The sequence below is a fragment of the Variovorax sp. OV700 genome, from assembly GCF_900099805.1.
In the GTDB taxonomy this organism is placed as follows: Bacteria; Pseudomonadota; Gammaproteobacteria; order Burkholderiales; family Burkholderiaceae_C; genus Variovorax.
In genome coordinates this window covers 342,944-364,913 of the sequence record NZ_FNDR01000004.1, presented here as the reverse complement: position 1 = coordinate 364,913, position 21,970 = coordinate 342,944, and the positions used below count along the sequence as shown (strand labels likewise).

The window sequence follows — 21,970 nt, the reverse complement described above, 5'->3', positions numbered from 1 at the left end:
CGCCTTGGCGCGCGCACTCACGGCACCCACCAATAGCGCAGTGCATGAAAGTAGATCGGCGCCGCGAAGATCACCGAATCGAGCCGGTCGAGCATGCCGCCGTGGCCCTCGATCATCGAGCCCCAGTCTTTCACGCCGCGGTCGCGCTTGATGGCCGACATCACGAGTCCGCCGAAGAAACCCATGAGGCAGATGGTGAGTGCCATCAGCGCGGCCTGCCAGGGGTTGAACGGCGTGGCCCAGTAGAGCGCGGCGCCCAGGGCGGTCGCGCTGGCCACGCCGCCGACCAGGCCTTCCCAGGTCTTGGAGGGCGAGAGTTCGGGCGCCACCTTGCGCCTGCCGAAGAGCTTGCCCCACACGTACTGCAGCACGTCGCTGCCCTGCACCACGATCACGAGGAACGCGATCAGAAGCAGGTTGCGGCCTTCGAAGCCCGGGATCTGCAAGGTGAGCAGTGCGGGCACGTGGCTGATGCAGAACACGCAGATCATCAGGCCCCACTGGATCTTCGAGGTGCGTTCCAGAAAGCGCTGCGTGTCGCCGCCTACGGCCGCGAGGATGGGCAACACGAGAAAGGCATAGACCGGAATGAAGATCGAATAGAGCCCGTACCAGTCGATCCACACCAGGAAGTACTGCACCGGCAGCCCGATGTAGAACGCCGCCGCAATCGCATGATGGTCGCCGCGCCGCGTGTAGGCCAGGCTGATGAATTCGCGCAGCGCGTAGAACGAGATCAAATAGAACAGCACGATCACGCCGCCCTTGCCGAATGCGAAGGCAATGCCGATCACCGCCACCATCACCCACCACGCATTCACGCGCGCGTTGAGGTTGTCGATCACCGAATTGGGCTGGCCCTGCGCCACGCGCCACTTGAGCAGCGCGCCAATGGTGGAGGCAAGAATCAGCACGCCGGCAACGCCGCCGAACAGTTGCAGCGTGGTCTGGGTCGAGGGCGAAATGTTCATGGCGTCGTCGCTGCTTTTTCTTGTTCCGGCACGCGGTCGTATTCGGGGCGCAGGTCGAGCATGGCGGCACGTGCGCGGGCAATGAAGCGGGTCTTGTCCTCGCCTTCGGCCAGCTGGATGGGTGCGCCGAAGCGGACCGTGCAAGCGAGTGGAATCGGCACCAGCGTGCCCTTGGGCAGCACGCGCTTCAGGTTCTCGATCCACACCGGCACCAGCCGCACGCTGGGGCAGGCGCGCGCGAGGTGATAGAGGCCGCTCTTGAGCGGCAGCAGGATCTCGTCGCCGGTGTTGCGCGTGCCCTCGGGAAACATGATGAGCGAGTCGCCACCTTCCAGCGCTTCTTTCATCTGGTCCACCGGGTTGCCGCCCTGGCCCGAGCCGTCGCGCCGGATCATGAGCGCGTTGAACACGTCGGCGCCGATGAACTGGCGCACCTTGGAGGCCATCCAGTAGTCCTGCCCGGCCACCGGCCGCGTCAGCGCGCGCAGGTCGGGCGGCAGCGTGGCCCATAGCAGCACGAAGTCGCCGTGGCTCGTGTGGTTGGCAAAGTACAGCGTCTGCTCGGCCTTGGGCGTGGTGCCGCTCCAGATGGCGCGCACACCCGTCAGCAAACCGGCCGCACCGATGATCAGCTTGCCCGCGACCACGGCGAGCGCGCGGCGCAGTACCGTGCTTTCGGGCTTGTCGCCGTTCTGGTTGTTGCTTTCTTCGGTCAAGAGAGGTCCTGTGTCATCAAGGCGAGGAGAAACATGGCGCTCTGGCAGGCGACCACGATGGCGTGGCGCTGCATGAGCTGGCGGGTGCCCTGCAGGCGTTCGTCGAGCGGGCGAGTGGTTTTTTGCTCTGGCTGCGTCTCGCGCAGTCCAAGGGATGAAAGCGCATGGTCGAGCGTGTCCAGCGATGCGATGGCGCAGCGCCCGAGATCGGCGAACAACGCCTCGTCCAGCCGCAGCCGAAAGGCGAAATAGCGTTCGAGCACGCCAAGGACCACGACCGCGCCGAAGCCCATGGCGGCCGTGGCCGAGAGCGAGCGCAGCGTCAGGGCGAGCACCAGTGCCGAGATGCACATGAGCGCAAAGCCCCAGATGGCAAGCACCATGAAGGCGCGCAGCAGTCCGGCCAGCGCCGCACAGGTGGCGCGTTCGTTGTCAGTCATGGGGCGGTGCCTCCGGCACGGCGTTCAGGGGTTCCAACGACGTCATCCATTCGCGTCGCAGCACGATTTGCGGACGCGCGAGGCGCACCGCCCTTTCGGCTTGCGCCAGGCCGCCCGCCGAACCGTAGCGGCCCAGCCATGCGATCGTTGCAGCCGCACTGCGCGAAAAACCCAGTGCGCAACACACCCATACCGGCGCGCCGTCGGCCTTGAGGCGCTGGCCTTCGATGACCGCCGCAGCGCGTTGCAGCCGCACGGTCGGCGGTACGGTCAGGTCGAGTATCGGCACGCATCGCGCATGCGGCACACCGGCGGGTGTCTGCAGCTCGGCGCACAGGCTCACGAGCCGCGGCTGGCCGGCGGCAACCCATTCGGCCTTCGTCGGCAAGCGTCCCAGACGCAGGCCCGGCACCACTTCGACCGAAGCCGGCAGCTTGCGCGTCCAGAGCCATGCGTTGACTGCCGCGCCGAGCCGATAGGGCGCAAGGAGCCAGCGCGCCGCCCAGCCCATGCGGCCGCGGCCATCCATCTGGAAGCCGCGGGCGCCGTAGCCGATGTAGTTGAGCGCCACCAGAGCCAGCGAGGCCGCCGGCCACGCCAGCCACAGCAGCACACCGCCGCCGTAGAGCGCGACGGCAAGAAACAGGGCCGCACCTACGGAATAGAAGCCCGCGAGCTTCCAGCGCTGCGCGTCGCGCGTGCATTGCCAGGCGCGCGGCATCGAAACCGTACGCGCGAGCGGCCACAGCCAGACACAGAACAGACCGAGCAGTGCGCCAGTTGGAATGTCGATGAAGTGGTGCTGCCAGGTCGTGAGCACCGACGCGCAGATGGCAAAGGCCCACACATGCAGCACCACCCTTGCCCATGTGGCGCGCAGGAACTGGCGGTACCAGTCCCACAGGATCACGGCCAGCGCAATGTGCAGCGAAGGCGCCTGGTTGTAGGGCTGGTCGAAGCCGCGCAGGGCATTGAAGAGGAACGCCGGCGCGCCTTCGACCGCCGGCTGCCCGAAGCTGAAATGCAGCGGCCAGAGGACGAAGCAGGTGCAGGCGATGAGCGTCGCGCTCACCAGCCGCAGCGCATGTCGGTCGAGCGTGTGCTTGCTGCGCGCAAGGAAGAGCGAGAGCGCGTAGAAGACGTTGATCGTCCAGTACGGAAAAATGGTCCAGGCCCAGAAGGGCAGCTGCCGCTCCCATTCGAAGGCCATCGATGGCACTTGAGCGCGCGTCGTGGCCCACCAGTTGGCAAGGCCGTATGTTGCATAGAAGAGCGGCCCCAGGAACACCAGCCACGCGGCGGCCCGCTTCCAGGGGCGCTGCGCCAGCCACTGCTTCATTTCGCGCCAAACCCCGAGGTCATGCCACCCGCACCGCGAGCGAGACGGTGAAGATGCCCCACTCGTCGACGCGCTGGTCGATCTTGCGGAAGCCCGCTTCCTCCACCAGCTGGTCCATCTCGGCCTGTGTGCGGCGGCGCATCACCCAGGCCTCACCCTGGCGGTGGCTGGTGAGTGCGCGCGCAATCATCTCGAGCTGCGGGTGCCAGGGCTGCCCGGTGTAGACCAGATAGCCGCGGTCTTCCACCGCGTCGCCCACGCCCGCGAGCGAACGCCGCACCATTTCGTTGTCGGGGAACAGTTCGTAGAGGCCCGACACCACCGCCAGCGTGGGGCGCGGCGTCACGCTGGCCAGGCTGATGCGGTCGAAGGCGTCGGCCTGCACGAACTGCGCCACGTCTTCCAGGCCCTTTTCGGCAATGAGCGCACGGCCGTCGCGCACGTTGATGTCGCTGTAGTCGCGCAGCAGGATCGAGCTGGCCTTGACGGGGCTCGCAAGCACTGCGTCGAGCACGTAGCGGCCATGGCCGGCCGCGATGTCCATCACGCGCACCTCGCGGTGCATCTCGGCCAGCCGCTCCATGGCAATGCGGATCAGCTCCTCGACGTGGATCTTGCGCTGCCGGATGCCGCGCCAGCCGATCGAGTTCAGGTAGGTGTTGTCGATCGAGCGGCCCAGCGGCCCCTTGCCCTGCGGGTGGTTGCGGTAGACATAGTCGAGCGTGCTGCCCGAGTCGAAGCCGGTGGCATGGCCCAGCGCGATGCCGCTCGACAGCTTGCCGCCGACGCGCAGGCCGGCACGCGTCATGGCCCAATAGGCGCCGCGCGCCGAGAGGGGCGCCAGCGGCTCCGCCAGCGCGCGAGACTCGTCGGCGGTGTTGCCGCTGAGGTGCGCCGCGCGCAGGTCGACCGGCGCCAGCGGCTGGTCGAACAGCTGAAGAATGAACTCGCGGATCGCTTGCACCGCCGGCGCGCGGTCTTTCTCGCCCAATGTGTCGTGGAAGAAGCCCGGCAGCTCCACCTTGGTCTTGATGGCGCTGCCCAGCCGCTCGAAGAACTGGTGCTGCGGCTTATGGTGAACCACCCAGTCCGCGCCCGAGATCAGCAGCTGCACGGGTTGCGTGATGGCGTTGGCATCGGCTACCACGCGATCGGCCGCTTCGTAGAGGCCGAGCAGGATGTTCACCGCGATGGGCCGAGAGATCAGCGGATCGCTCTCATAGCTGGCGATGCGCTCCGGGTCGTGCGTGAGGAACTTCGCCTTCACATAGCTGTTGACGAAGAACAGGCCGCGCAGCTTGTGCATCAGGCCCAGCCCGGCGCGCGCAAAAGGCACGTAGAGCTTGACCTTGAAGGCGGGCGAAGCCAGCGTGAGCCCACGCACCTTGGGCGCGTAGTCATGCGCCCAGGTGGAGACCAGCACCGCTCCCACGCTTTGCGCAATCACGTGGATGTCGTGTTCAGCCACGCCATGCGCGCTGCCGATGTGCTGGACGAAGGTCTGCACGTCGCGCACCGAGGTGGCAAAGCTCGGGCTGTAGCCGCGCTGGCCCGGCGAGCGGCCGTGGCCGCGCGCGTCCCAGGCAAAGAAGTCGAAATCGGGCAAATCGAGCTCGTCGACCAGGTGCGCCATGCGCGCACCGTGCTCGTGGCCGCGGTGGAACAGCACGATGGCACCGCGGCGCGCTTTGCCAGTGGCCGGCCAGTGCCGGTAGAAGAGCGATTCGCCGTCGTGCGTGCGGAACTGGCGCTCTTGCGGAATGCGTTGGTTGGTGTTGGTGTTTGTGTCGGTCATCGAATCCCTGTCGCTATTGTTTTGTTCGTTGTATTCAGGTTTGTGCGGCTTCGGCCAGCGCGCGCCGGATGCGGTTGACTACCGTCCAGGCCACCAGCACGGCAAGAAGGGGCATCAGCGACGCCGACCAATCCGGCAGGGGCCAGCCCAGCGCCACATAGAGGCCAAGCGCCCCGAAAACGAAGGCGCGGTCGCTCTTGCCCAGCGGCCCGTCGTAGCGGCGCGATGCCCCCACCGTGGGCCCGAGGGCGCCCGCGAATTCGCTCAGCCCCGCGAGCACGATCACCGTGCCGACCCAGAACGGGCTGAACGGCTGCACCAGCGCAAACGGCAGATACAGCGCGGCGTCGGAGACGACGTCGGTCAGTTCGTTGAGGAAGGCGCCGAGTTTGCTTTGCTGCCCATGCTCGCGTGCCAGCATGCCGTCGATGGCGTTGAAAGCCATGCGCACGAACATCCAGGCTGGAATGAGCGCGAAGGCCGCCAGCGAGGGAGCGGCGAAGAACAGCCAGAGCCCGAGTGCGACCGACACCGCGCATGCGGCCAAGGTGACCTGGTTCGCTGTGATGCCCATGGCGTGCAGGCGGCCGACGAGCGGCCGCAGCAGCGCCTGGAACCGAGGCTTCAGTTCGTAGATCGACACCCTTGGCTTTCCCTCGTTTGTTATATGGCCGAAGCATTCTGCCAGTGAGCAGGCACTAAACTCACAAACGCAAAACCCTCTCCCATGACCATTCAGACTGACGACTTCGCGCCCGCTGCCCCACGCGTGGTGTCCGCGGCCCCCACTTCGCCCCAGGAAGAGGCCATCGAGCGGGCGTTGCGCCCCAAGCTGCTCGATGAATACGTCGGGCAGGCCAAGGTGCGCGAGCAGCTCGAGATCTTCATCGGCGCGGCGCGCAAGCGCAAGGAGGCGCTCGACCACGTGCTGCTCTTCGGGCCGCCCGGCCTCGGCAAGACCACGCTGTCGCACATCATCGCGGCCGAGCTGGGCGTGAACCTGCGCCAGACCTCCGGCCCGGTGCTCGAAAAGCCCAAGGACCTGGCGGCGCTTTTGACCAACCTCGAGCCGAACGACGTGCTCTTCATCGACGAGATCCACCGCCTGAGCCCGGTCGTCGAGGAAATCCTCTATCCCGCGCTGGAGGACTACCAGATCGACATCATGATCGGCGAGGGCCCGGCGGCGCGCAGCATCAAGCTCGACCTGCAGCCCTTTACGCTGGTGGGAGCCACCACTCGCGCCGGCATGCTCACCAACCCGCTGCGCGACCGCTTCGGCATCGTGGCGCGGCTGGAGTTCTACACACCGGAAGAACTGGCGCTCATCGTGCGGCGCAGCGCCGGGCTGCTCAAGGTGGAAACTGACGAAGCCGGCGGCTTCGAGATTGCGCGCCGTTCGCGCGGCACGCCCCGCATCGCCAACCGCCTGCTGCGGCGCGTGCGCGACTACGCCGAGGTGAAGGGTAACGGCCGCATCACCGAAGAGATCGCGCACAAGGCGCTGGCCATGCTCGACGTCGATCCGCAGGGCTTCGACCTGATGGACCGCAAGCTGCTCGAGGCTGTAATCCACCGCTTCGACGGCGGCCCCGTGGGGCTGGACAACGTGGCGGCCAGCATCGGGGAGGAGCCGGGCACCATCGAAGACGTGATCGAGCCCTACCTGATCCAGCAGGGCTACCTGCAGCGCACGCCGCGCGGGCGCATTGCCACCTTGGCGGCCTACCGCCACCTCGGCGTGACGCCGCCTTCGAGCCGCTCGGACGGGCAAGACCTTTTTGGAGCTTGAAACCATGCACACCCATGACCTGAGTGCCTGGCAGCATGACCACCACTTCGGCGCTGGCAACGAATCGGCCGAGCGCAGCACCCGCCTCGTGATGTGGATCACCATCGCTGCGATGGTGGTCGAGATCGGCGCCGGCTGGTGGTTCAACTCGATGGCGCTGCTGGCCGACGGCTGGCACATGAGTTCGCACGCGCTGGCCATCGGCCTGAGCGCCTTTGCCTATGCGGCTGCGAGGCGCTACGCACGCGATCCGCGCTTTGCCTTCGGCACCTGGAAGATCGAGGTGCTGGGCGGCTTCGCGAGCGCGCTCATGCTGCTCGGCGTCGCGGCGCTGATGGTGGTGGGCTCCATCGAGCGGCTTCTTTCGCCTTCGGCCATCCACTACCGCGAAGCCGTGGCGGTGGCCGTGCTCGGGCTGGTGGTCAACCTGGTCTGCGCGCGGCTGCTGGGGTCGGCGCACCACCACGGGCATGGTCACGACCATGGGCACGGGCACGGCCATGCGCACCACGATCACGGCCATGGCCATGGCCACGACCTGAACCTGCGCTCCGCCTACCTGCACGTGGTGGCCGATGCCGCCACCTCGGTGCTCGCCATCGCGGCGCTTCTCGGCGGCTGGTTCTTCGGCTGGGCCTGGCTCGACCCGGCCATGGGCATCGTCGGCGCGGTGCTGGTGGCCGTGTGGGCCAAGGGCTTGCTCAAGGAAACCGGCCGCGTGCTGCTCGACCGCGAGATGGACCACCCCGTGACAGCCGAGATCCGCGAAGGCGTGGAGACCATGCTGGCCGATTCGGAAACCCGCGTGGCCGACCTGCACGTGTGGCGCGTGGGCCGCGAGGCCTATGCCTGCGCCCTCACGGTGGTGACGCATTCCCCCACGCTGTCGGCCGACGAGGTGCGCGCCTGTTTTTCGATGCACGAGGAAATTCGCCACTCGACAGTCGAAATCCAGCGCTGCGCCCCTTGAGTTCGTTGCAGCGCGTTGCCTCCGGGCCACGCGTCACCGGAATGTCACTGGAACGCCATCGCGCCGTCACGCATAGGTGGGAGCCTACCCGTCCATGCAACGCGACGATGCTTTCCTCCGCGCATGGCGCGACACCGCGACCCGGGCTTCCGAGCCGGAAGACGACGATCTTGCGCGCCCGCCGCTGCGCTATCGCACCCTCTGGATCTCCGACCTGCACCTGGGCACGCCCGGCTGCCAGGCACGAGCGCTGCTCGATTTCCTGAAGCACACCGAGTGCGAGACCCTGTTCCTGGTCGGCGACATCATCGACGGCTGGCAGCTCAAGCGCCACTGGTACTGGCCGCAGGCGCACAACGACGTGATCCAGAAGCTGCTGCGCAAGGCGCGCAAGGGCACCCGCGTGATCTTCATCCCGGGCAACCATGACGAATTTGCGCGCAAGTACCTGCACCACAACTTCGGCGGCATCGACGTGGCCGAAGAGTGGATCCACGAGACCGCCGACGGCCGCAAGCTCTGGATCATTCACGGCGACCTGTTCGACGGCGTGATCCAGTGCGCCAAGTGGCTCGCCCATGTGGGCGACTCGCTCTACGAATTCACGCTCAAGCTCAACCGCCATCTCAACTCGCTGCGCGCGCGCATGGGGCTGCCGTACTGGTCGCTTTCCAAGTACCTCAAGGGCAAGGTCAAGCGTGCCGTGAGCTACGTGGGCGATTTCGAGAATGCCGTGGCGCGCGAGGCCCGCAAGCGCGGCGTGCAGGGCGTGGTCTGCGGCCACATCCACCACGCTGAAATGCGGGACATCGACGGCATCCTCTATTGCAACGACGGCGACTGGGTCGAGAGCCTCACGGCGCTGGCCGAGCATGCCGACGGTTCGCTCGAGATCATCGACTGGGCGCAGCACATGCCGGTGCCCGCGAAGGCCGGCGCGCAGCGCGAGCCCGTCGCGGCCTGAGCAGGCCGCCGGCAGCCTTTACCCAACCCCGCCGCACGCCGGACCGGGCACTTCCGCTAGGAAAGGCGCCGGATTTCCGCCCGCGCAATCTCGCGGTGGTGGTACGTGGGCGAGATGCCGATGAAACGGGTGTACCGCTCCACGGCGGCGGCGGTATTGCCCACGCCTTCCAATTCGAGCGCTTCGTGCATGAATTGGGAGAAAAGCTGGTTGGCGGCGGCTTCGCGGGACGAAGCTGCGAGCGACCTCGGCTCGAGTTCGGGCTGCAACGCGAAGATCTTGTGCTGTACCCGAATCACCTCGAACAGCGCGCGGCCGATTCTCTCGATGTTCTCGGCGGCCGGATCCGGGCCGTTTTCGCGCACTTCAATCGCGGCCTGGTCCAGCAGGTGCGACGCCACCCGCAGCAACTGATAAAGAGGCTTGAGCGATTGCCTGGCGATAGGCTCTGTGGCGTCCGGACTGGCGGTACTTGGGGGCATTCTCGACGGGCTGGTTCGATCGGCATTGCTGCTGTGCGGCTCGCCGACGGTGGTCTGTACCACTTGGATGCTAGGGGCTGCACGCAGACTGCGATATCACCGGAATCCGTAGTAGTCGCCGATCACCGCCGCATCGTGTCGAGCAGCGTCACGGGCGGACTGTCGTTGCCCCATGAGCCGCGAATGAAGGTGAGCACCGCGGCAACGTCGGCCGCGTCGAGCACTTGTCCGAAGGGGGGCATGCCGTAAGGGCGCGGGTTGCCCGAGGTGGACGGAAGGTAGCCGCCATGTGCAATCACCTGGGTCAGGTTCGCCGTCTGCGCCATGTTCACGGAGCGGTTGCCCGCCAGGGGTGGAAAGGCGCCCGGCACGCCTTGCCCCTGGTCGCCGTGGCAGTAAGCGCAGCGCTGGTCGTAGATCTTCTGGCCGCGCGCCATGGTGCCCGAATCGCGGCGGTTGGGTGCGGTGCCGGTGCGTGCCGCGGGTTGCGCCGATGCGCCAGGCAGGTCTTTCAGGTAGCTGGCCATCGCGGCCAAGTCGGCGTCATTCAGATACTGCGTGCTGCGAAACACGACCTCTGCCATCGGCCCCATGACCGAGCCGCGCGGCGCGATGCCGGTCTTGAGCAGTGCAACCACCTCCGCGGAAGGCCAGTTGGCCACGCCGGCCTCGTGCGGATCGGTGAGCGACGGCGCGTACCAGTTCTGCACCGCGATCAAGCCGCCCGAGAGGCCCAGGTTCGCCTGCGTCGCGCCCAGCGAATCGCGGCTGCCGTGACAGGCGATGCAGTGCCCCAGCCCGCCGACCAGGTAAGCGCCGCGGTTCCATTCCGCCGGCTTGCCCGCGTTGGCCGCGAAAGGCTCGGGCTTGAAAGAAAGCGCCCGCCACACCGCCAGCGCGGCCTGCGTGTCGTAGGGAAAGCGCAGGCGGTGCGCGAGGTTGGGCACGGGCGCAGGTGGCACGCTGCGCAGGTAGGCGTAGATGGCATCCGAGTCTTCGCGCGTCACCTGCGTGAAGTTCGGGTAGGGGAAGGCGGGGTACAGCAGACGGCCGTCCTTGCTGCGGCCGTTGTGCATCGCGCGCCAGAAATGCGCACTGCTCCAGCTGCCGATGCCGGCTTTGGCATCTGGCGTGAGGTTGCTCGAATAGACGGTGCCGAAGGGCGTTTCGATCGGCAGTCCGCCCGCATAGGGCTGGCCGCCGCGCGTGGTGTGGCAGCCGGCGCAATTGCCGGCCAGTGCGAGGTAGCGGCCGCGTTCGACCTGCTGGGGCGTGGCGTTGAATGCTTCGGCCTGTTCGGGCAAGGGGTCTTCGCCGCGCAGATTGAGAGCGACGATGCCGGCCGCCGCCGTGCCCAGCAGAAGTACCAGCGCAAGCAGCGTCCAGCCGAGGTATCGCATCTTCCTCATGGGCGCCTCATTTCGGCATGCCGCCGCAAGCCACCGGCAGCGGGGCGGGCAGGGATGCGGCCGGCTTTGGATCGGCCGGCATGGGCTGCACCGCGAGCCAGCTGGCCACGGCGTTGATGTCGGCGGTGGTCATGCGGCGGCCGATGTCGGCCATGCAGTCGGGAGCGAGCGCATGCCGCTCGTCGGTGAGCCAGGCGCCGAGTTGCGACGACACGTAGAGCCGGGGCAGGCCGAGCAGGCCCGGTATAGCCGGCCGCACGCCGGTGAGCGCGGCGCCGTGGCACTCCACGCAGGCCGGAATGCGTCGCGCGGCATCGCCTTCGAGGGCCAGCTGTCGGCCGCGCGCCAGCTGCGCAGGTGGCGCGTCGCTCGCGGGCGAGACCGGCGGGTACGGCAGGTCCAGGCCCGCGAAGTACTCGGCCATTTCCAACAGGTAGGCGTCGGAGAGGTGCTGCACCATGTAGGTCATGTCGGCGTTGAAGCGCCGACCGTCGCGAAAGCTCCGCAACTGGTTGAACAGGTAGCCCGCAGGCTTGCCGGACAGGCGCGGAAAGTAGCCGGCGTTGGTGGTGGCGCCCTCGCGTCCGTGGCAGGCGATGCAGGCGGCCACACGTCGCTCGATGTCGTTGCCGGAGGGCGCGGCGGCCGTCGCCGCCATGGCTGCGATGCCGTGGCCGAGCAGCAGCATCAGCGCGATTCCGGCGAGCCGGTGGGCCGCCTTCCTCATGCGCCGGCCGCGAAATGCGCGAGTGCCAGCAGCCCCGCAATGAGCAGCAGCACAGTGGCCAGCGCGACGCCGATCAGCGGCAACAGGCCGACTTGTTCGGTGCGCCGGTCGGCGTCCGCGCGGCGGCCGCCAAGCCCGATGAAACTCCAGAGAACCGCGCGTACCGCGCGCATGAAATTGGACATGCACCGACTGTGCCGCAACCGGCCCCAAAAAAACAGATGCAGATCCGAACCAAAACACCGGAGCAGATAAAGTCGCCTCGAATGAACGCCGTCCTGACATGAAGCGCTACGAAGCCCTTGCCGCCGACATCGAGGCGTCGATCCGCCACGGCACGCTGAAACCCGGCGACCGCCTGCCTTCGGTGCGGCATACCGGCGAGAGCCGTGGCGTGAGCGCGTCCACGGTGTTCCAGGCCTACTACCTTCTGGAAGCCCGCGGCCTGGTGCGCGCGCGGGACCGCTCGGGCTACTACGTCACCGGCGGTGCGCTCCACGATGCGCCGCCCGAAGCCAATCTCACGTCGCGTCCGGCGGACGGGCCGAAGTCTCTCGACGTGAGCGATCACGTGTTCGACATCCTCGAGGCCAGCATGTCGCGCAAGGTGGTGCCCTTCGGCTCGGCGTTTCCGAGCCCGCTGCTGTTTCCGCTCGCGCGGCTGGGCCAGTTCATGGCCGCGAGCGCCAAGTCGCTCGACCCGTGGAGCACCGTGGACGACCTCACGCCCGGCAGCGCGGCCCTGCGCCGGCAGATCGCGCTGCGCTACCTGGGCGACGGCATGCAGGTGCCGGCCGATGAAATCGTCATCACCAACGGCGCGATGGAGGCGCTCAACCTGTGCCTCGCGGCGGTCACGCGCCCGGGCGATTCGGTGATCGTCGAGTCGCCCACCTTCTACGCGGCCCTTCAGGCGCTGGAGCGTATGGGCTTGCGCGCGATCGAAGTGCCGACGCATCCCGGCGAAGGCATCGACCTGGCTGCGCTGGAACTTGCCATTGCAGCGCACCGGCCCAAGGCCTGCTGGCTGATGACCACCTTCCAGAACCCGCTCGGCAGCCTCATGCCCGACGCGAAGAAGAAGGCGCTGGTGGAACTGCTGGCGCGCCATTCGCTGCCGCTGATCGAGGACGACGTATACGCCGAGCTCTACTTCGGCGATCGGCGCCCACCGCCCGCCAAGGCGTTCGACACCCAGGGGCTCGTGCTGCATTGCTCTTCATTCTCGAAGTGCCTGGCGCCGGGCTACCGCATCGGATGGGCATCGCCTGGGCGTTTCACGCGTGCCGTGGCGCGGCTGAAGCTGACGACCACGCTCAGCACCTCGGTGCCCGCACAACTCGCGCTGGCTGGCTACCTGGAGAAGGGCGGTCTCGACAAGCACCTGCGCAAGCTGCGCCAGGTGCTGGCGGTGCAGCAGGCGAGCTTTGCGCAGGCGGTGGGGCACTGCTTTCCGGCGGGCACGCGCGCCACGCGGCCGCTGGGCGGGTATTTCTTGTGGGTCGAGTTGCCGACGCATGTGAATGCGCTGGACATCCACGCCCAAGCACTGGAGCTCGGCATCAGCGTGGCGCCGGGACCGATCTTTTCGGCCACGCGCGGTTACTCCCATTGTCTGCGCCTGAACTACGGCCATGCCTGGGACGGGCACGCCGAAAAGGCGATGCAGACGTTGGGGCGTTTGGTGGCCGCGGCGGCAGCCGATGGCCCGGCGCGCGAGAAAATCGTTGCGTGACGCTCGATCTCTTCTCCGATGCCGAACTGCCGCGGGGTAAAGAGGCGATCGGCCCTGGTGCATTCGTGCTGCGTGGTTTCGCGCTGCCCTTCGTGAACGATCTTCTGCCAGCGTTGCAGGAGGTCGAGCAGGGCGCCGCCTTCCGGCACCTCGTGACCCCGGGCGGCCTCACCATGTCGGTGGCGATGACCAACTGCGGCCGCCTGGGCTGGATCTCGGACCGGCGCGGCTATCGCTACGCCGAGCTCGATCCCGAAACGGGCCGGCCATGGCCCCCGATGCCCGCGGTGTTCGAGCGCCTGGCACAAGCTTCTGCTGCCGAAGCGGGATTCGAAGGCTTCGAGCCCGATGCCTGCCTGGTCAACCACTACGAGCCCGGCACCCGTCTGTCGCTGCACCAGGACAAGGATGAGCGCGACTATGGCGCGCCCATCGTCTCGGTGTCACTCGGCATGCCGGCCACTTTTTTGTTCGGCGGGTTCGCGCGCAGCGACAAGGCCGCGCGCATTCCGCTGGTGCACGGCGATGTCGTGGTGTGGGGCGGTCCGGACAGGCTGCGCTATCACGGCGTGCTGCCGCTCGAGGACAGGCCGCATGCGCTGCTGGGCCGGCGCCGCATCAACCTCACTTTCCGCAAGGCAGGTTGAGCCGTGCGGCCTACATTTCACTCAAGTCAAGCGGATGACTTGTCCTGCTTTTCTGTGCACAACTCTGTGGGTTGTCTGAGGAACCGGGTCGCCAAAGCGAGCAACGGCGCGGGTTCGCACCACATTGCCTGCTGAACGGGCACCGGCCTTTTTGGCGCAAAAAATCGGGCGGCAGAGACCGGAAAACCGGGCGCCGGAAAACAAAAAAGCCTTGCAAGTCATTGACTCGCAAGGCTTTTTGATGATGCTGGTGGCTCTTCACGGACTCGAACCGCGGACCTGTGGATTATGATTCCATCGCTCTAACCGACTGAGCTAAAGAGCCGTTCGGGCAGTTTTGCACCGAGCCCAAGATTATAGCGCAGGCTGCGGGGCCCCAATCAAGCCCGGCACCTCCGATGCGGTGTCTTTTTTGCGACGCCCAACCCCGAAGCGGCCCGCCGACCGTACAAGCCAGGGTGAAAATCCGCCGATGTCTGCGCTGCCCCGCGCCCCTTCCGTCAAAGCCGCCACCGAGCGCGACGCCATGCCCGACGACCAGCTGATGCTGGCGTACGCGCAGGGCGACGGCGCGGCGTTCGACGTGCTTTACGCGCGCCATGAGGGCGGGCTGTTCCGCTTCGTCAAGCGGCTGCTGGGCGCCCGGCTCGCCGCGCAGGCCGACGAGGTGTTCCAGGACACATGGGTGCGCATCATTTCCGCGCGCGACAGCTTCTCGCCCCAGGGCGCCGCGTGGCGTACCTGGGCCTTCACCATCGCGCACAACCTGGCCATGGACCGGCTGCGAGTCAGCGGGCGCGAAGTGGCGCTCGACGCGCATCCCGACGAGGGCGACGACGCGGTGCCCACGCTCGACCGCGGCGTGCGCGGCGCGGCCCTCGACGCCGCGGCGCATCCTTCGGCCGAAGAGCTCGCGTTCTGGCGCGCCGCCGGCCGGCGCCTGCTGGCCTGCCTCGACGAACTACCGGCCGAGCAGCGCGCCGCCTTCCTGCTGCACCATGAAGATGGGCTGACCGTCGAGGCGCTTGCGGCCAGCCTGGGGATCGGCTTCGAGACCGTACGCAGTCGGCTGCGCTATGGGCTGCAGAAGTTGCGCGGCTGCATGGAACGCTACCTGTCGGTTCTGGAGCAGCGCGCATGAGCAACGGCGGCGGCAAGAACAACCCCCCGGAATTCGACGGCGACGACGGTGCGCTGCGCGACCCCATGTTGCGCCGCGCGCTGGATCATGCGCCGGACCACGATGCGCTGCCCGACCCGCGTACCCGTGACGCGATCCGGAAGATGGCGCACAACCTCGCGACCGTGCCCGCGACCCCGCCCGCGGCGGCCGCGCCGTGGTGGCGACGGCTGTTCGGTGGTGGGGAATCGCATGCCCGCATGCCGTGGAATGCCGCCTTTGCCACCGTGCTCGTGGCCACTTTCGTTACCGTGCTCTGGCATCGAGAGCCGGTGCCCGATGCGCAGCTCGACGGAGAAGCCGGGGTGGCCTCGGCGCCTCCTGCCGCGTCCGTTCCGGCTCCGGCTGCTGTTCCTCCTGCGCAAGCTCCGGCTCCGGCTCCGGCGCAGCCTCCGACCGAAGCGGCGCGAGACGCGACGAGCGGAGGGTCGCCTCAGCGAAGAGAGGACCCGGTGCGCCGAACGGCGCCGGCACCAGCGCCTTCCGACAAGCCGGCCGCGCCTGCGCCGGTCATTGCGGCTGCGCCTCCGCCTCCGTCGGCTGCCGCGGTAGCGCAGCCATCGCCAGCACCGATGGCAGAGCAATCCGCACCCGCGCCGCGCGCGTTCCCGCGCACCGAGGAGCGACGCGAAGAAAGCGAACCGGAAAACCGCCAGCGAAGAAGCCGCGATGCCGCAGGCGCGCCGCCGGCCGCGGCCATGGCGCCAGCCGCTCCCCCGCCGCCCAGCAGCGAGTCGACCGACAGCAGCGCTTCCCCGGCCCTGTCAGCCGCTCAGCGCAGTGCCAGCGCCAACTCCAGTACCGAGGCTTCCGGCGCCCTGCGCCAGGCTCCCGCTGCCCGCGCACCCGCACCCGCGGCCGCCGCGGCCAAGGCCAGAGCGGACGACGCATCGGCGTTTTCCGCGCTGGACCGGTGGTCCTCCTTGAACCTGATGCGCGCAGGGCAGGGCGTGCGCCAGGCACGGGGCGATACAGAGGGATTGGCCGCGCTGGTGAACACGGTCGCGCGTTCGGCCACGGCGCCGGGCGCCGAACTGGCCGCGCCGGTCGAGGCGCGGCTGGAGCTTTACCGCGGCGCCACGCTGCTCGCGGTGCTCGAGATCGCCGGCGACCAGGTGCGCTGGACACCACAAGCGGGGACGGGTGGCGGTGCATCGGTCGGCACGCCGCCGGCGTCGGCCCTCGCCGCGTTGCGGGCGCTGCTCGTGCGCCAGTAGTGCCCGAGCAGGCGCGCTGCGCCGGCTCTCAGGTGATGAGGATCACGCGTTCTTGAAATCCGGCTGACGCTTGTTGAGGAAGGCGTCCATGCCTTCCTTCTGATCGGCCGTGGCAAACAGCGCGTGGAACAGCCGGCGCTCGAACATCACGCCGTCGCTCAAACCGCTTTCGAAAGCGCGGTTCACCGACTCCTTGGCCGCCATCACCGCGATCTGCGAGTAGCCGGCAATGATCAACGCCGCGCCCAGCGCTTCGTCGGCCAGCTTTTCAAAAGGCACCACGCGGCTCACGAGGCCCGCGCGCTCGGCCTCGGCCGCATCCATCATGCGGGCGGTGAGCGCCATGTCCATCGCCTTGCTCTTGCCCACCGCGCGCGGCAGGCGCTGCGTGCCGCCGGCGCCGGGGATCACGCCGATCTTGATTTCGGGCTGGCCGAACTTGGCGTTGTCGGCCGCGATGATGAAGTCGCACATCATCGCGAGTTCGCAGCCCCCGCCCAGCGCAAAGCCGCTCACGGCCGCGATCACCGGCTTGCGGATCGAGCGGATGGTTTCCCAGTTGCGCGTGATGTAGTCGCCCTTGTAGGTGTCGATGAAGCTGTACTTGGCCATCGCGGCAATGTCGGCGCCGGCCGCAAAGGCGCGCTCGCTGCCCGTGAGGATGATGCAGCCGATGGCGTCGTCGGCATCGAAGGCCTTGAGCGCGGTGCCCAGCTCGGTCATGAGCGCATCGTTCAACGCATTGAGCGCCTTGGGCCGGTTGAGGGTGACGATGCCGACCTTGCCTGCTTCGGTCCGCACTTCGATGTTTTCGTAGCTCATGGGTGTCTCCGGGGGAAGGGAAAAAAACGCGGTTCACTATACCCAGCGCCGGCAAGCCGCGCTGCCGGAAGCGTGATCAGCGCCGCGCGCCCGGCATGAGCCAGCCCGCGACCTTCGCCGCGTCGTGCAGGAACAGCCGCCACGTGGTGGCGCCTTCCGGGCGCACCAGCGGCAGCCTCAGCAGCTTGCGGTCGCGCGCCACCAGCGCGGTGCAGCGCGTGGCGTCGCCGAGATACAGCGCCAGGTCGTCGAGCTTGGAGATGCGCCAAGCCTGTGCGGGCCGCTGCTGGCCTTTCTTGCCGACCGCCGGCAGCTCCACGCCGATCCATTCGTCGTGAGCCGAGAAGCCCGCCTTTTCGGCCGCTCCGCCGCGCAGCACCACCTTGACCTGGACGCTGCCGTTGGCCTCGGCGACGCGCAGGCCCAGGGCCTGCGCCGGTTGTGAAGGGTCTTCGAGCGCTGCAACGCCGTGCGCGCGCAGCAGCTCCGCGAGCGGCAGCTCGTCGGTCGAATGAACCCACTGCGCCAGCTCGTCCGCATACGATCGGCCGCCCACGGCTTCGAGCGCAGCTGCCACGTCGGCTTCGCTGATGGGGCCCCCGCCGCCTTGCGTCCAGAGGTGGCGCATCACGTCGTCTAGCGTGCCCTTGCCTTCGCGGCGCAGGGTGAGGTCGAAGCACAGCGCCACCAGCGCGCCCTTGGTGTAGTAGCTGACGGTGCTGTTGGGCGTTTGCTCGTCCTGCCGGTAGTACTTGACCCACGCGTCGAAGCTCGCGTCGGCCACCGACTGGACCAGCCGGCCCGGCGTCTGCAGCACCTGGTTGATGGTCTTGTTGAGCAGGCGCAGATAGCCCGCGTCGTCGATGCGTCCGGCACGGCGCAGCAGCAGGTCGTCGTAGTAGCTGGTGAAGCCTTCGAAGAACCACAGCATGTGCGTGTAGTTCTCGTGGCCGTAGTCGTAGTGCGCAAACTCCGCGGGCCGCATGCGCTTGACGTTCCAGGTGTGGAAGTACTCGTGGCTGATGAGGCCCATCAGCGTGGTGTAGCCCTCGGGCTGCTTCTTGGTGCCGTGCTGCGGCAGGTCGCGCCGGTTGCAGATGAGCGCAGTGGAGTGGCGGTGCTCGAGCCCGCCGTAGCCGTCGTCCACTGCGTTGAGCATGAAGACGTAGCGGTCGATCGGCAGCTTGGGCCCACCGCGCTTGCCTGCCTTGTCGCCGTGCCAGAAGCGGATCTCGGCTTCGCAGATGGCCTGCGTGTCGGCGATCAGACGCTCGCCGTCGAAAGAGGCCGCGGCCCCTGCAATGACGAATCGGTGCGGCACGCCGCAGGCTTCGAATTCGGCGCTCCAGAAGGCGCCCATCTCGACCGGGCTGTCGGCCAGCTCGTCGTAGCCGGCGGCCTGGTAGCGGCCGAAGCCGTGCTTGTCGGTCTTCGCGGGGACGAGGGCGGTGGCGCACGACCAGCGCGCGCCGTCGGCCGAAGGTGCAGGCGCGACGATCTCCAGCGCGTGCGGCGCGTCCGTCTGGCCTTCGACCCGCAGGCACAGGCTCGTGCCGTTGAAGAAGCCGCGCTCGGCGTCGAGCCAGGCGGTGCGCACCGAGTTGTCGTAGGCACAGACCTGGTAATGCAGCACCAGCGGCTGGCCCGGCACGCAATCGATCTGCCAGCTGCATTTGTCGAGTTGCGTCAGCACGGGCTTGCGGCGCCCCTGCGTGGCACGCAGGCCTTGCAAGTTCTTGGCGAACTCGCGCACCAGGTAGCTGCCCGGAATCCACACCGGCAGCGCCACACGCTGCTGCGCCGAAGGCGCCTCGATGGTCAGGGTGACGGCGAAGAGGTGCGCGTGCAGGTCCGCGCATTCGACGCGGTAGCGCACTGCGGCGGCCGGCGCAGCCACTGCGCGCCGCGAGACGGCTGGCGCGGCCATCAGTTCTTGGAAGCGGTGAGTTGCTTCTCGACCTGCTCCGCGGGAATGGCGCCCGGGGCGCGGGTGCCGTCGCTGAAGATCAGCGTGGGCGTGCCGGTGATGTTGTACTTGCGCCCGAACTCCACGTTGCGCTGCAGCGCGGCCACGTCGCAGCTGGCTGCCGCGGTGGCGGGCTTGGCGCTGGTTTCCATCCAGTCGCCCCAGGCCTTGCCCTTGTCCTTGCTGCACCAGATGTCGCGCGACTTCACTGCCGAATCGGGCCCGAGCACGGGGTACAGGAACAGGTACACGGTGACGTTGTCGACCGTCTTCATGTCTTTTTCGAAGCGCTTGCAGTAGCCGCAGTTCGGGTCTTCGAACACCGCGAGCTTGCGCTTGCCGTTGCCGCGCACGATCTTGATGGCGTCGTTCACGGGCAGCTTGTCGAAGGAGACTTCGCTGAGTTTCTCGACGCGTTCTTCGGTGAGGTTCTTGCGTGCCTTCACGTCGATGAGATTGCCCTGCAGCAGGTAGTTGCCCTGCTCGTCGGTGTAGTAGATCTGGAAGCCGTTCACGCGCACTTCATAGATGCCCGGCAGCGGCGACTTGGTGACCTCGTCGATGGCCGGGAACTGCGGAATGCGCGCCGGAAGGTTCTTGCGGATCTCGGCTTCGCCGGCAAGGGCCGCGACGGCCGCACCCAGCGTGCAGGCGGCGAGAAGAAGGTTGCGTACGAGTTTCATGGAAAGTCCGGTCGATGGATTCATGCCTTCAAGCCCATCGCCTGGTTGGCGATCCAATGCTTGAGGAGGCGCGTGCGGTCGAAGCCGCGCATGCCCCAGTTGCGCAGCACGGGCAGCGGACCCATGCTGTGCGAAAAAAGTTGCTGCAAGCCGTCGGTCGCGAGGCTCATCTGCAGCACGTCGGCGCGGCGGGCGCGCTCGTAGCGGCGCAGCAGGCGCGGGTCGCCCACGCTGCGCCAGTATTCGCGCTGCTTGATCACGTCGGCCAGCATGGCCGCATCGGCCAGGCCGAGATTGAGGCCCTGGCCCGCGAGCGGGTGCACCGTGTGGGCGGCATCGCCGGCCAGCGCCCAGGTTTGCGATGCGCCCTTGGCCTGCGGCATGGCGCCCGTCCAGCGGTCGGCAATGGCGCGCGACAGCGGCCAGGCGGCGCGCTCGCTCGTGAGCTGAAGCGGGCCCAGCACGCCGTGGCTGGCTTCGCTCACGGCGGCGTTGAATTCATCGGCACTCTGCGCCAGCAGCGCGGGGGCGCGAAGTTGGTCGACCGACCACACCAGCGCGACCGAATGGCTCTGCACGCCGCCCATCGGAAGCAAGGCCAGCACCTCGCCATGGTCGTTGAACCACTGGTGCGCAACGCCGTCATGCGACTGGGCCGCTTCGAGCCGCGCCGCAATCGCATGCTGCGGATAGCGGGTGACGGCGTAGCTCACGCCGAGTGCGTCGCGCGTGGCGCTGGCCTTGCCCTCGCACACCACCGTAAGCGGCGCGGCGACGGGTTCGGACACCACCTCGACCTGCGGCTGGAAGCGCACCGCATCGGCCAGCTGCTGCTCGAGCGCCGGCACGTCGACGATCCAGGCCAGTGCGTCGACCTTCTGGCGCACGGCGCTGAACTGGACGCGTCCGCCTTCGTCGCCGTTCACGAGCATTTCGCGCACGGGCGTGGCATGCGCCGCATCGGGCCAGGCACGCAGCGATTCGAGCAAGGCGCGCGAGGCGGTGTTGAGCGCATAGGCCCGGATGTCTTCCTTGGCGGCCGCGACAGGCGGAACCACCAGCGCAACCCGCACGCGCTCGCGCGCCAGCAGCAGGGCCAGCGTGCGGCCGACGATGCCGGCGCCGCGTATGCAAACTTCAGGGGAAAGGGCCATCGGCCCATTGTAAGAACTATGCCCCCGGCCGGGACGATGCGGGACAATCGCTGCCGAATTCCAAGGAACCCCACGTGCCACAGCCAGTTTTCGACCTCGAGGCGACCATTGCGCGCCTGTTCGTCTACCCCGTCAAATCGTGCGCGGGGGTGGAGCTTCCCGAGGCGCTGCTGACCGAAACCGGCCTCGAGTTCGACCGCGCCTGGATGGTGGTCGACGCACAGGGCGCGTTCGTCACTCAGCGGCAGCTGCCGCGCATGGCGCTCATCCGGCCGCAGATGAAGCAGACGGAAGTCGTGCTCCGCGCGCCAGGCATGCTGGCCCTGCACCTGGCATTCGACCGGGTCGAGAAGCCGGTGCGCGCGCGCGTCTGGAAAGACGAAGTGTCCGCCTACGACATGGGCGACATCGCCGCCCAGTGGTTCAGCGACTTCCTGACCGAGCCGGGCAAGCCGCAGGCGCTGCGTCTGGTGCGCTTCGATCCCGAGCAAAAGCGCCTGTCGAACCTGCAATGGACCGGCGGCGTGGAGGCGGAGAACCAGTTCTCCGACGGCTATCCGCTGCTGGTGGCCAGCGAGGGCTCGCTGGCCGAACTCAACGAGCGGCTGGCCGCCGCGGGCCATGACGCGGTCGGCATCGAGCGCTTCCGCCCGAACATCGTGCTCGCCGGCATCGAGTCGCACGACGAGGACCGGGTCGACGCGCTGCACATAACTACGAACGAAGGCGAGGCCGAGCTCAAGCCGGTGAAGCCCTGCACCCGCTGCCCGGTTCCGGACATCGATCCGGCCACCGCCATCAGCAGCTCCGAGGTCGGCGACATGCTGCGCACCTACCGCGCCGATGCGCGCGTCGACGGACGCATCACCTTCGGCATGAACTGCATCGTGCTGCAGGGCGTGGAGCACATGCTCAAGGTCGGGCAGGCCGTGGGCGCGAACTACCGCTTCGAATAGGCGGG

22 protein-coding genes and 1 tRNA gene are annotated in these 21,970 nt (G+C 67.8%); 8 read left to right on the top strand and 15 right to left on the bottom strand.

What is annotated here, in order from left to right:
• Positions 1-17 precede the first annotated feature (17 nt).
• From BLR24_RS11580 to BLR24_RS11555, 6 genes are read right to left on the bottom strand one after another with little or no spacing between them, the layout of a single operon-like run.
• Complete coding sequence (locus BLR24_RS11580) at positions 18-971, bottom strand: phosphatidate cytidylyltransferase (RefSeq protein ID WP_093016906.1); 954 nt, start codon at positions 969-971, stop codon at positions 18-20.
• Positions 968-1,687 carry a lysophospholipid acyltransferase family protein gene (locus tag BLR24_RS11575; protein WP_254787247.1) on the bottom strand — a complete coding sequence of 240 codons (720 nt, stop codon included), beginning with the start codon at positions 1,685-1,687 and terminating at the stop codon, positions 968-970. The genes BLR24_RS11580 and BLR24_RS11575 overlap by 4 nt, the downstream gene beginning before the upstream one ends.
• Positions 1,684-2,127, bottom strand: coding sequence for a hypothetical protein (locus BLR24_RS11570; protein WP_093016904.1), 444 nt, complete (start codon positions 2,125-2,127; stop codon positions 1,684-1,686). The genes BLR24_RS11575 and BLR24_RS11570 overlap by 4 nt, the downstream gene beginning before the upstream one ends.
• The gene (locus BLR24_RS11565; RefSeq protein WP_093016902.1) at positions 2,120-3,466 is read right to left on the bottom strand and encodes a phosphatase PAP2/dual specificity phosphatase family protein; all 1,347 of its coding nucleotides are present in this window, start codon (positions 3,464-3,466) and stop codon (positions 2,120-2,122) included. Before BLR24_RS11565 ends, BLR24_RS11570 begins: the two co-directional genes overlap by 8 nt.
• 19 nt (positions 3,467-3,485) lie before the next feature.
• Positions 3,486-5,261: a bifunctional alpha/beta hydrolase/class I SAM-dependent methyltransferase gene (locus BLR24_RS11560; protein ID WP_093016900.1), complete on the bottom strand. Its 1,776-nt coding sequence runs from the start codon at positions 5,259-5,261 to the stop codon at positions 3,486-3,488.
• A gap of 34 nt (positions 5,262-5,295) precedes the next feature.
• A complete protein-coding gene (locus BLR24_RS11555; protein ID WP_093016898.1) occupies positions 5,296-5,904 on the bottom strand; it encodes a CDP-alcohol phosphatidyltransferase family protein in 609 nt (202 codons plus the stop codon).
• 84 nt (positions 5,905-5,988) lie between these two features.
• Here BLR24_RS11555 and ruvB point away from each other — a divergent pair, with 84 nt between their 5' ends.
• From ruvB to BLR24_RS11540, 3 genes are all read left to right on the top strand, one after another.
• The gene (gene ruvB / locus BLR24_RS11550) at positions 5,989-7,053 is read left to right on the top strand and encodes a Holliday junction branch migration DNA helicase RuvB (RefSeq protein ID WP_093016896.1); all 1,065 of its coding nucleotides are present in this window, start codon (positions 5,989-5,991) and stop codon (positions 7,051-7,053) included.
• A gap of 4 nt (positions 7,054-7,057) precedes the next feature.
• Positions 7,058-8,023 carry a CDF family Co(II)/Ni(II) efflux transporter DmeF gene (gene dmeF, locus BLR24_RS11545; protein WP_093017362.1) on the top strand — a complete coding sequence of 322 codons (966 nt, stop codon included), beginning with the start codon at positions 7,058-7,060 and terminating at the stop codon, positions 8,021-8,023.
• A gap of 94 nt (positions 8,024-8,117) precedes the next feature.
• Positions 8,118-8,987, top strand: coding sequence for a UDP-2,3-diacylglucosamine diphosphatase (locus BLR24_RS11540; RefSeq protein WP_093016894.1), 870 nt, complete (start codon positions 8,118-8,120; stop codon positions 8,985-8,987).
• A 56-nt stretch (positions 8,988-9,043) separates the two neighbouring features.
• Here BLR24_RS11540 and BLR24_RS11535 read toward each other — a convergent pair whose 3' ends face one another.
• From BLR24_RS11535 to BLR24_RS11520, 4 genes are read right to left on the bottom strand one after another with little or no spacing between them, the layout of a single operon-like run.
• On the bottom strand, positions 9,044-9,532 hold the full coding sequence (locus BLR24_RS11535) for a hypothetical protein (RefSeq protein WP_254787246.1): 489 nt from the start codon (positions 9,530-9,532) through the stop codon (positions 9,044-9,046).
• A gap of 59 nt (positions 9,533-9,591) precedes the next feature.
• Positions 9,592-10,869, bottom strand: coding sequence for a cytochrome c (locus BLR24_RS11530; RefSeq protein ID WP_093017358.1), 1,278 nt, complete (start codon positions 10,867-10,869; stop codon positions 9,592-9,594).
• Between the two features lie 16 nt (positions 10,870-10,885).
• On the bottom strand, positions 10,886-11,605 hold the full coding sequence (locus tag BLR24_RS11525; RefSeq protein ID WP_093016891.1) for a c-type cytochrome: 720 nt from the start codon (positions 11,603-11,605) through the stop codon (positions 10,886-10,888).
• Positions 11,602-11,790, bottom strand: coding sequence for a DUF2970 domain-containing protein (locus BLR24_RS11520; protein ID WP_093016889.1), 189 nt, complete (start codon positions 11,788-11,790; stop codon positions 11,602-11,604). The genes BLR24_RS11525 and BLR24_RS11520 overlap by 4 nt, the downstream gene beginning before the upstream one ends.
• Positions 11,791-11,888: 98 nt before the next feature.
• Between BLR24_RS11520 and BLR24_RS11515 the strand changes: the two genes are divergently transcribed.
• Positions 11,889-13,340 (top strand): aminotransferase-like domain-containing protein, encoded by a 1,452-nt coding sequence (locus BLR24_RS11515; RefSeq protein WP_093016887.1) that lies wholly within the window; start codon positions 11,889-11,891, stop codon positions 13,338-13,340.
• The gene (gene alkB, locus BLR24_RS11510; protein ID WP_093016885.1) at positions 13,337-13,987 is read left to right on the top strand and encodes a DNA oxidative demethylase AlkB; all 651 of its coding nucleotides are present in this window, start codon (positions 13,337-13,339) and stop codon (positions 13,985-13,987) included. Before BLR24_RS11515 ends, alkB begins: the two co-directional genes overlap by 4 nt.
• Before the next feature lie 248 nt (positions 13,988-14,235).
• Here the strand turns inward: alkB and BLR24_RS11505 are convergent.
• Positions 14,236-14,312, bottom strand: a tRNA-Met gene (locus tag BLR24_RS11505).
• Positions 14,313-14,459: 147 nt separating this feature from the next.
• On the opposite strand from BLR24_RS11505, the gene BLR24_RS11500 reads away from it, so the two are divergent.
• Positions 14,460-15,128, top strand: a complete 669-nt coding sequence (locus tag BLR24_RS11500) for a sigma-70 family RNA polymerase sigma factor (protein ID WP_093016883.1) — start codon at positions 14,460-14,462, stop codon at positions 15,126-15,128.
• Positions 15,125-16,384: a hypothetical protein gene (locus BLR24_RS31030; protein WP_254787245.1), complete on the top strand. Its 1,260-nt coding sequence runs from the start codon at positions 15,125-15,127 to the stop codon at positions 16,382-16,384. The genes BLR24_RS11500 and BLR24_RS31030 overlap by 4 nt, the downstream gene beginning before the upstream one ends.
• A gap of 42 nt (positions 16,385-16,426) precedes the next feature.
• Here the strand turns inward: BLR24_RS31030 and BLR24_RS11490 are convergent, their stop codons facing one another.
• From BLR24_RS11490 to BLR24_RS11475, 4 genes are all read right to left on the bottom strand, one after another.
• A complete protein-coding gene (locus tag BLR24_RS11490; RefSeq protein WP_093016881.1) occupies positions 16,427-17,206 on the bottom strand; it encodes an enoyl-CoA hydratase in 780 nt (259 codons plus the stop codon).
• Between the two features lie 76 nt (positions 17,207-17,282).
• Positions 17,283-19,133, bottom strand: coding sequence for a M61 family metallopeptidase (locus tag BLR24_RS11485; protein ID WP_093016880.1), 1,851 nt, complete (start codon positions 19,131-19,133; stop codon positions 17,283-17,285).
• Positions 19,133-19,855 carry a DsbC family protein gene (locus tag BLR24_RS11480; protein ID WP_093016877.1) on the bottom strand — a complete coding sequence of 241 codons (723 nt, stop codon included), beginning with the start codon at positions 19,853-19,855 and terminating at the stop codon, positions 19,133-19,135. Before BLR24_RS11480 ends, BLR24_RS11485 begins: the two co-directional genes overlap by 1 nt.
• A 20-nt stretch (positions 19,856-19,875) precedes the next feature.
• Positions 19,876-21,009, bottom strand: coding sequence for an FAD-dependent monooxygenase (locus BLR24_RS11475; protein WP_093016875.1), 1,134 nt, complete (start codon positions 21,007-21,009; stop codon positions 19,876-19,878).
• Positions 21,010-21,083: 74 nt separating this feature from the next.
• On the opposite strand from BLR24_RS11475, the gene BLR24_RS11470 reads away from it, so the two are divergent.
• On the top strand, positions 21,084-21,965 hold the full coding sequence (locus tag BLR24_RS11470) for an MOSC domain-containing protein (RefSeq protein WP_093016873.1): 882 nt from the start codon (positions 21,084-21,086) through the stop codon (positions 21,963-21,965).
• Positions 21,966-21,970 lie beyond the last annotated feature (5 nt).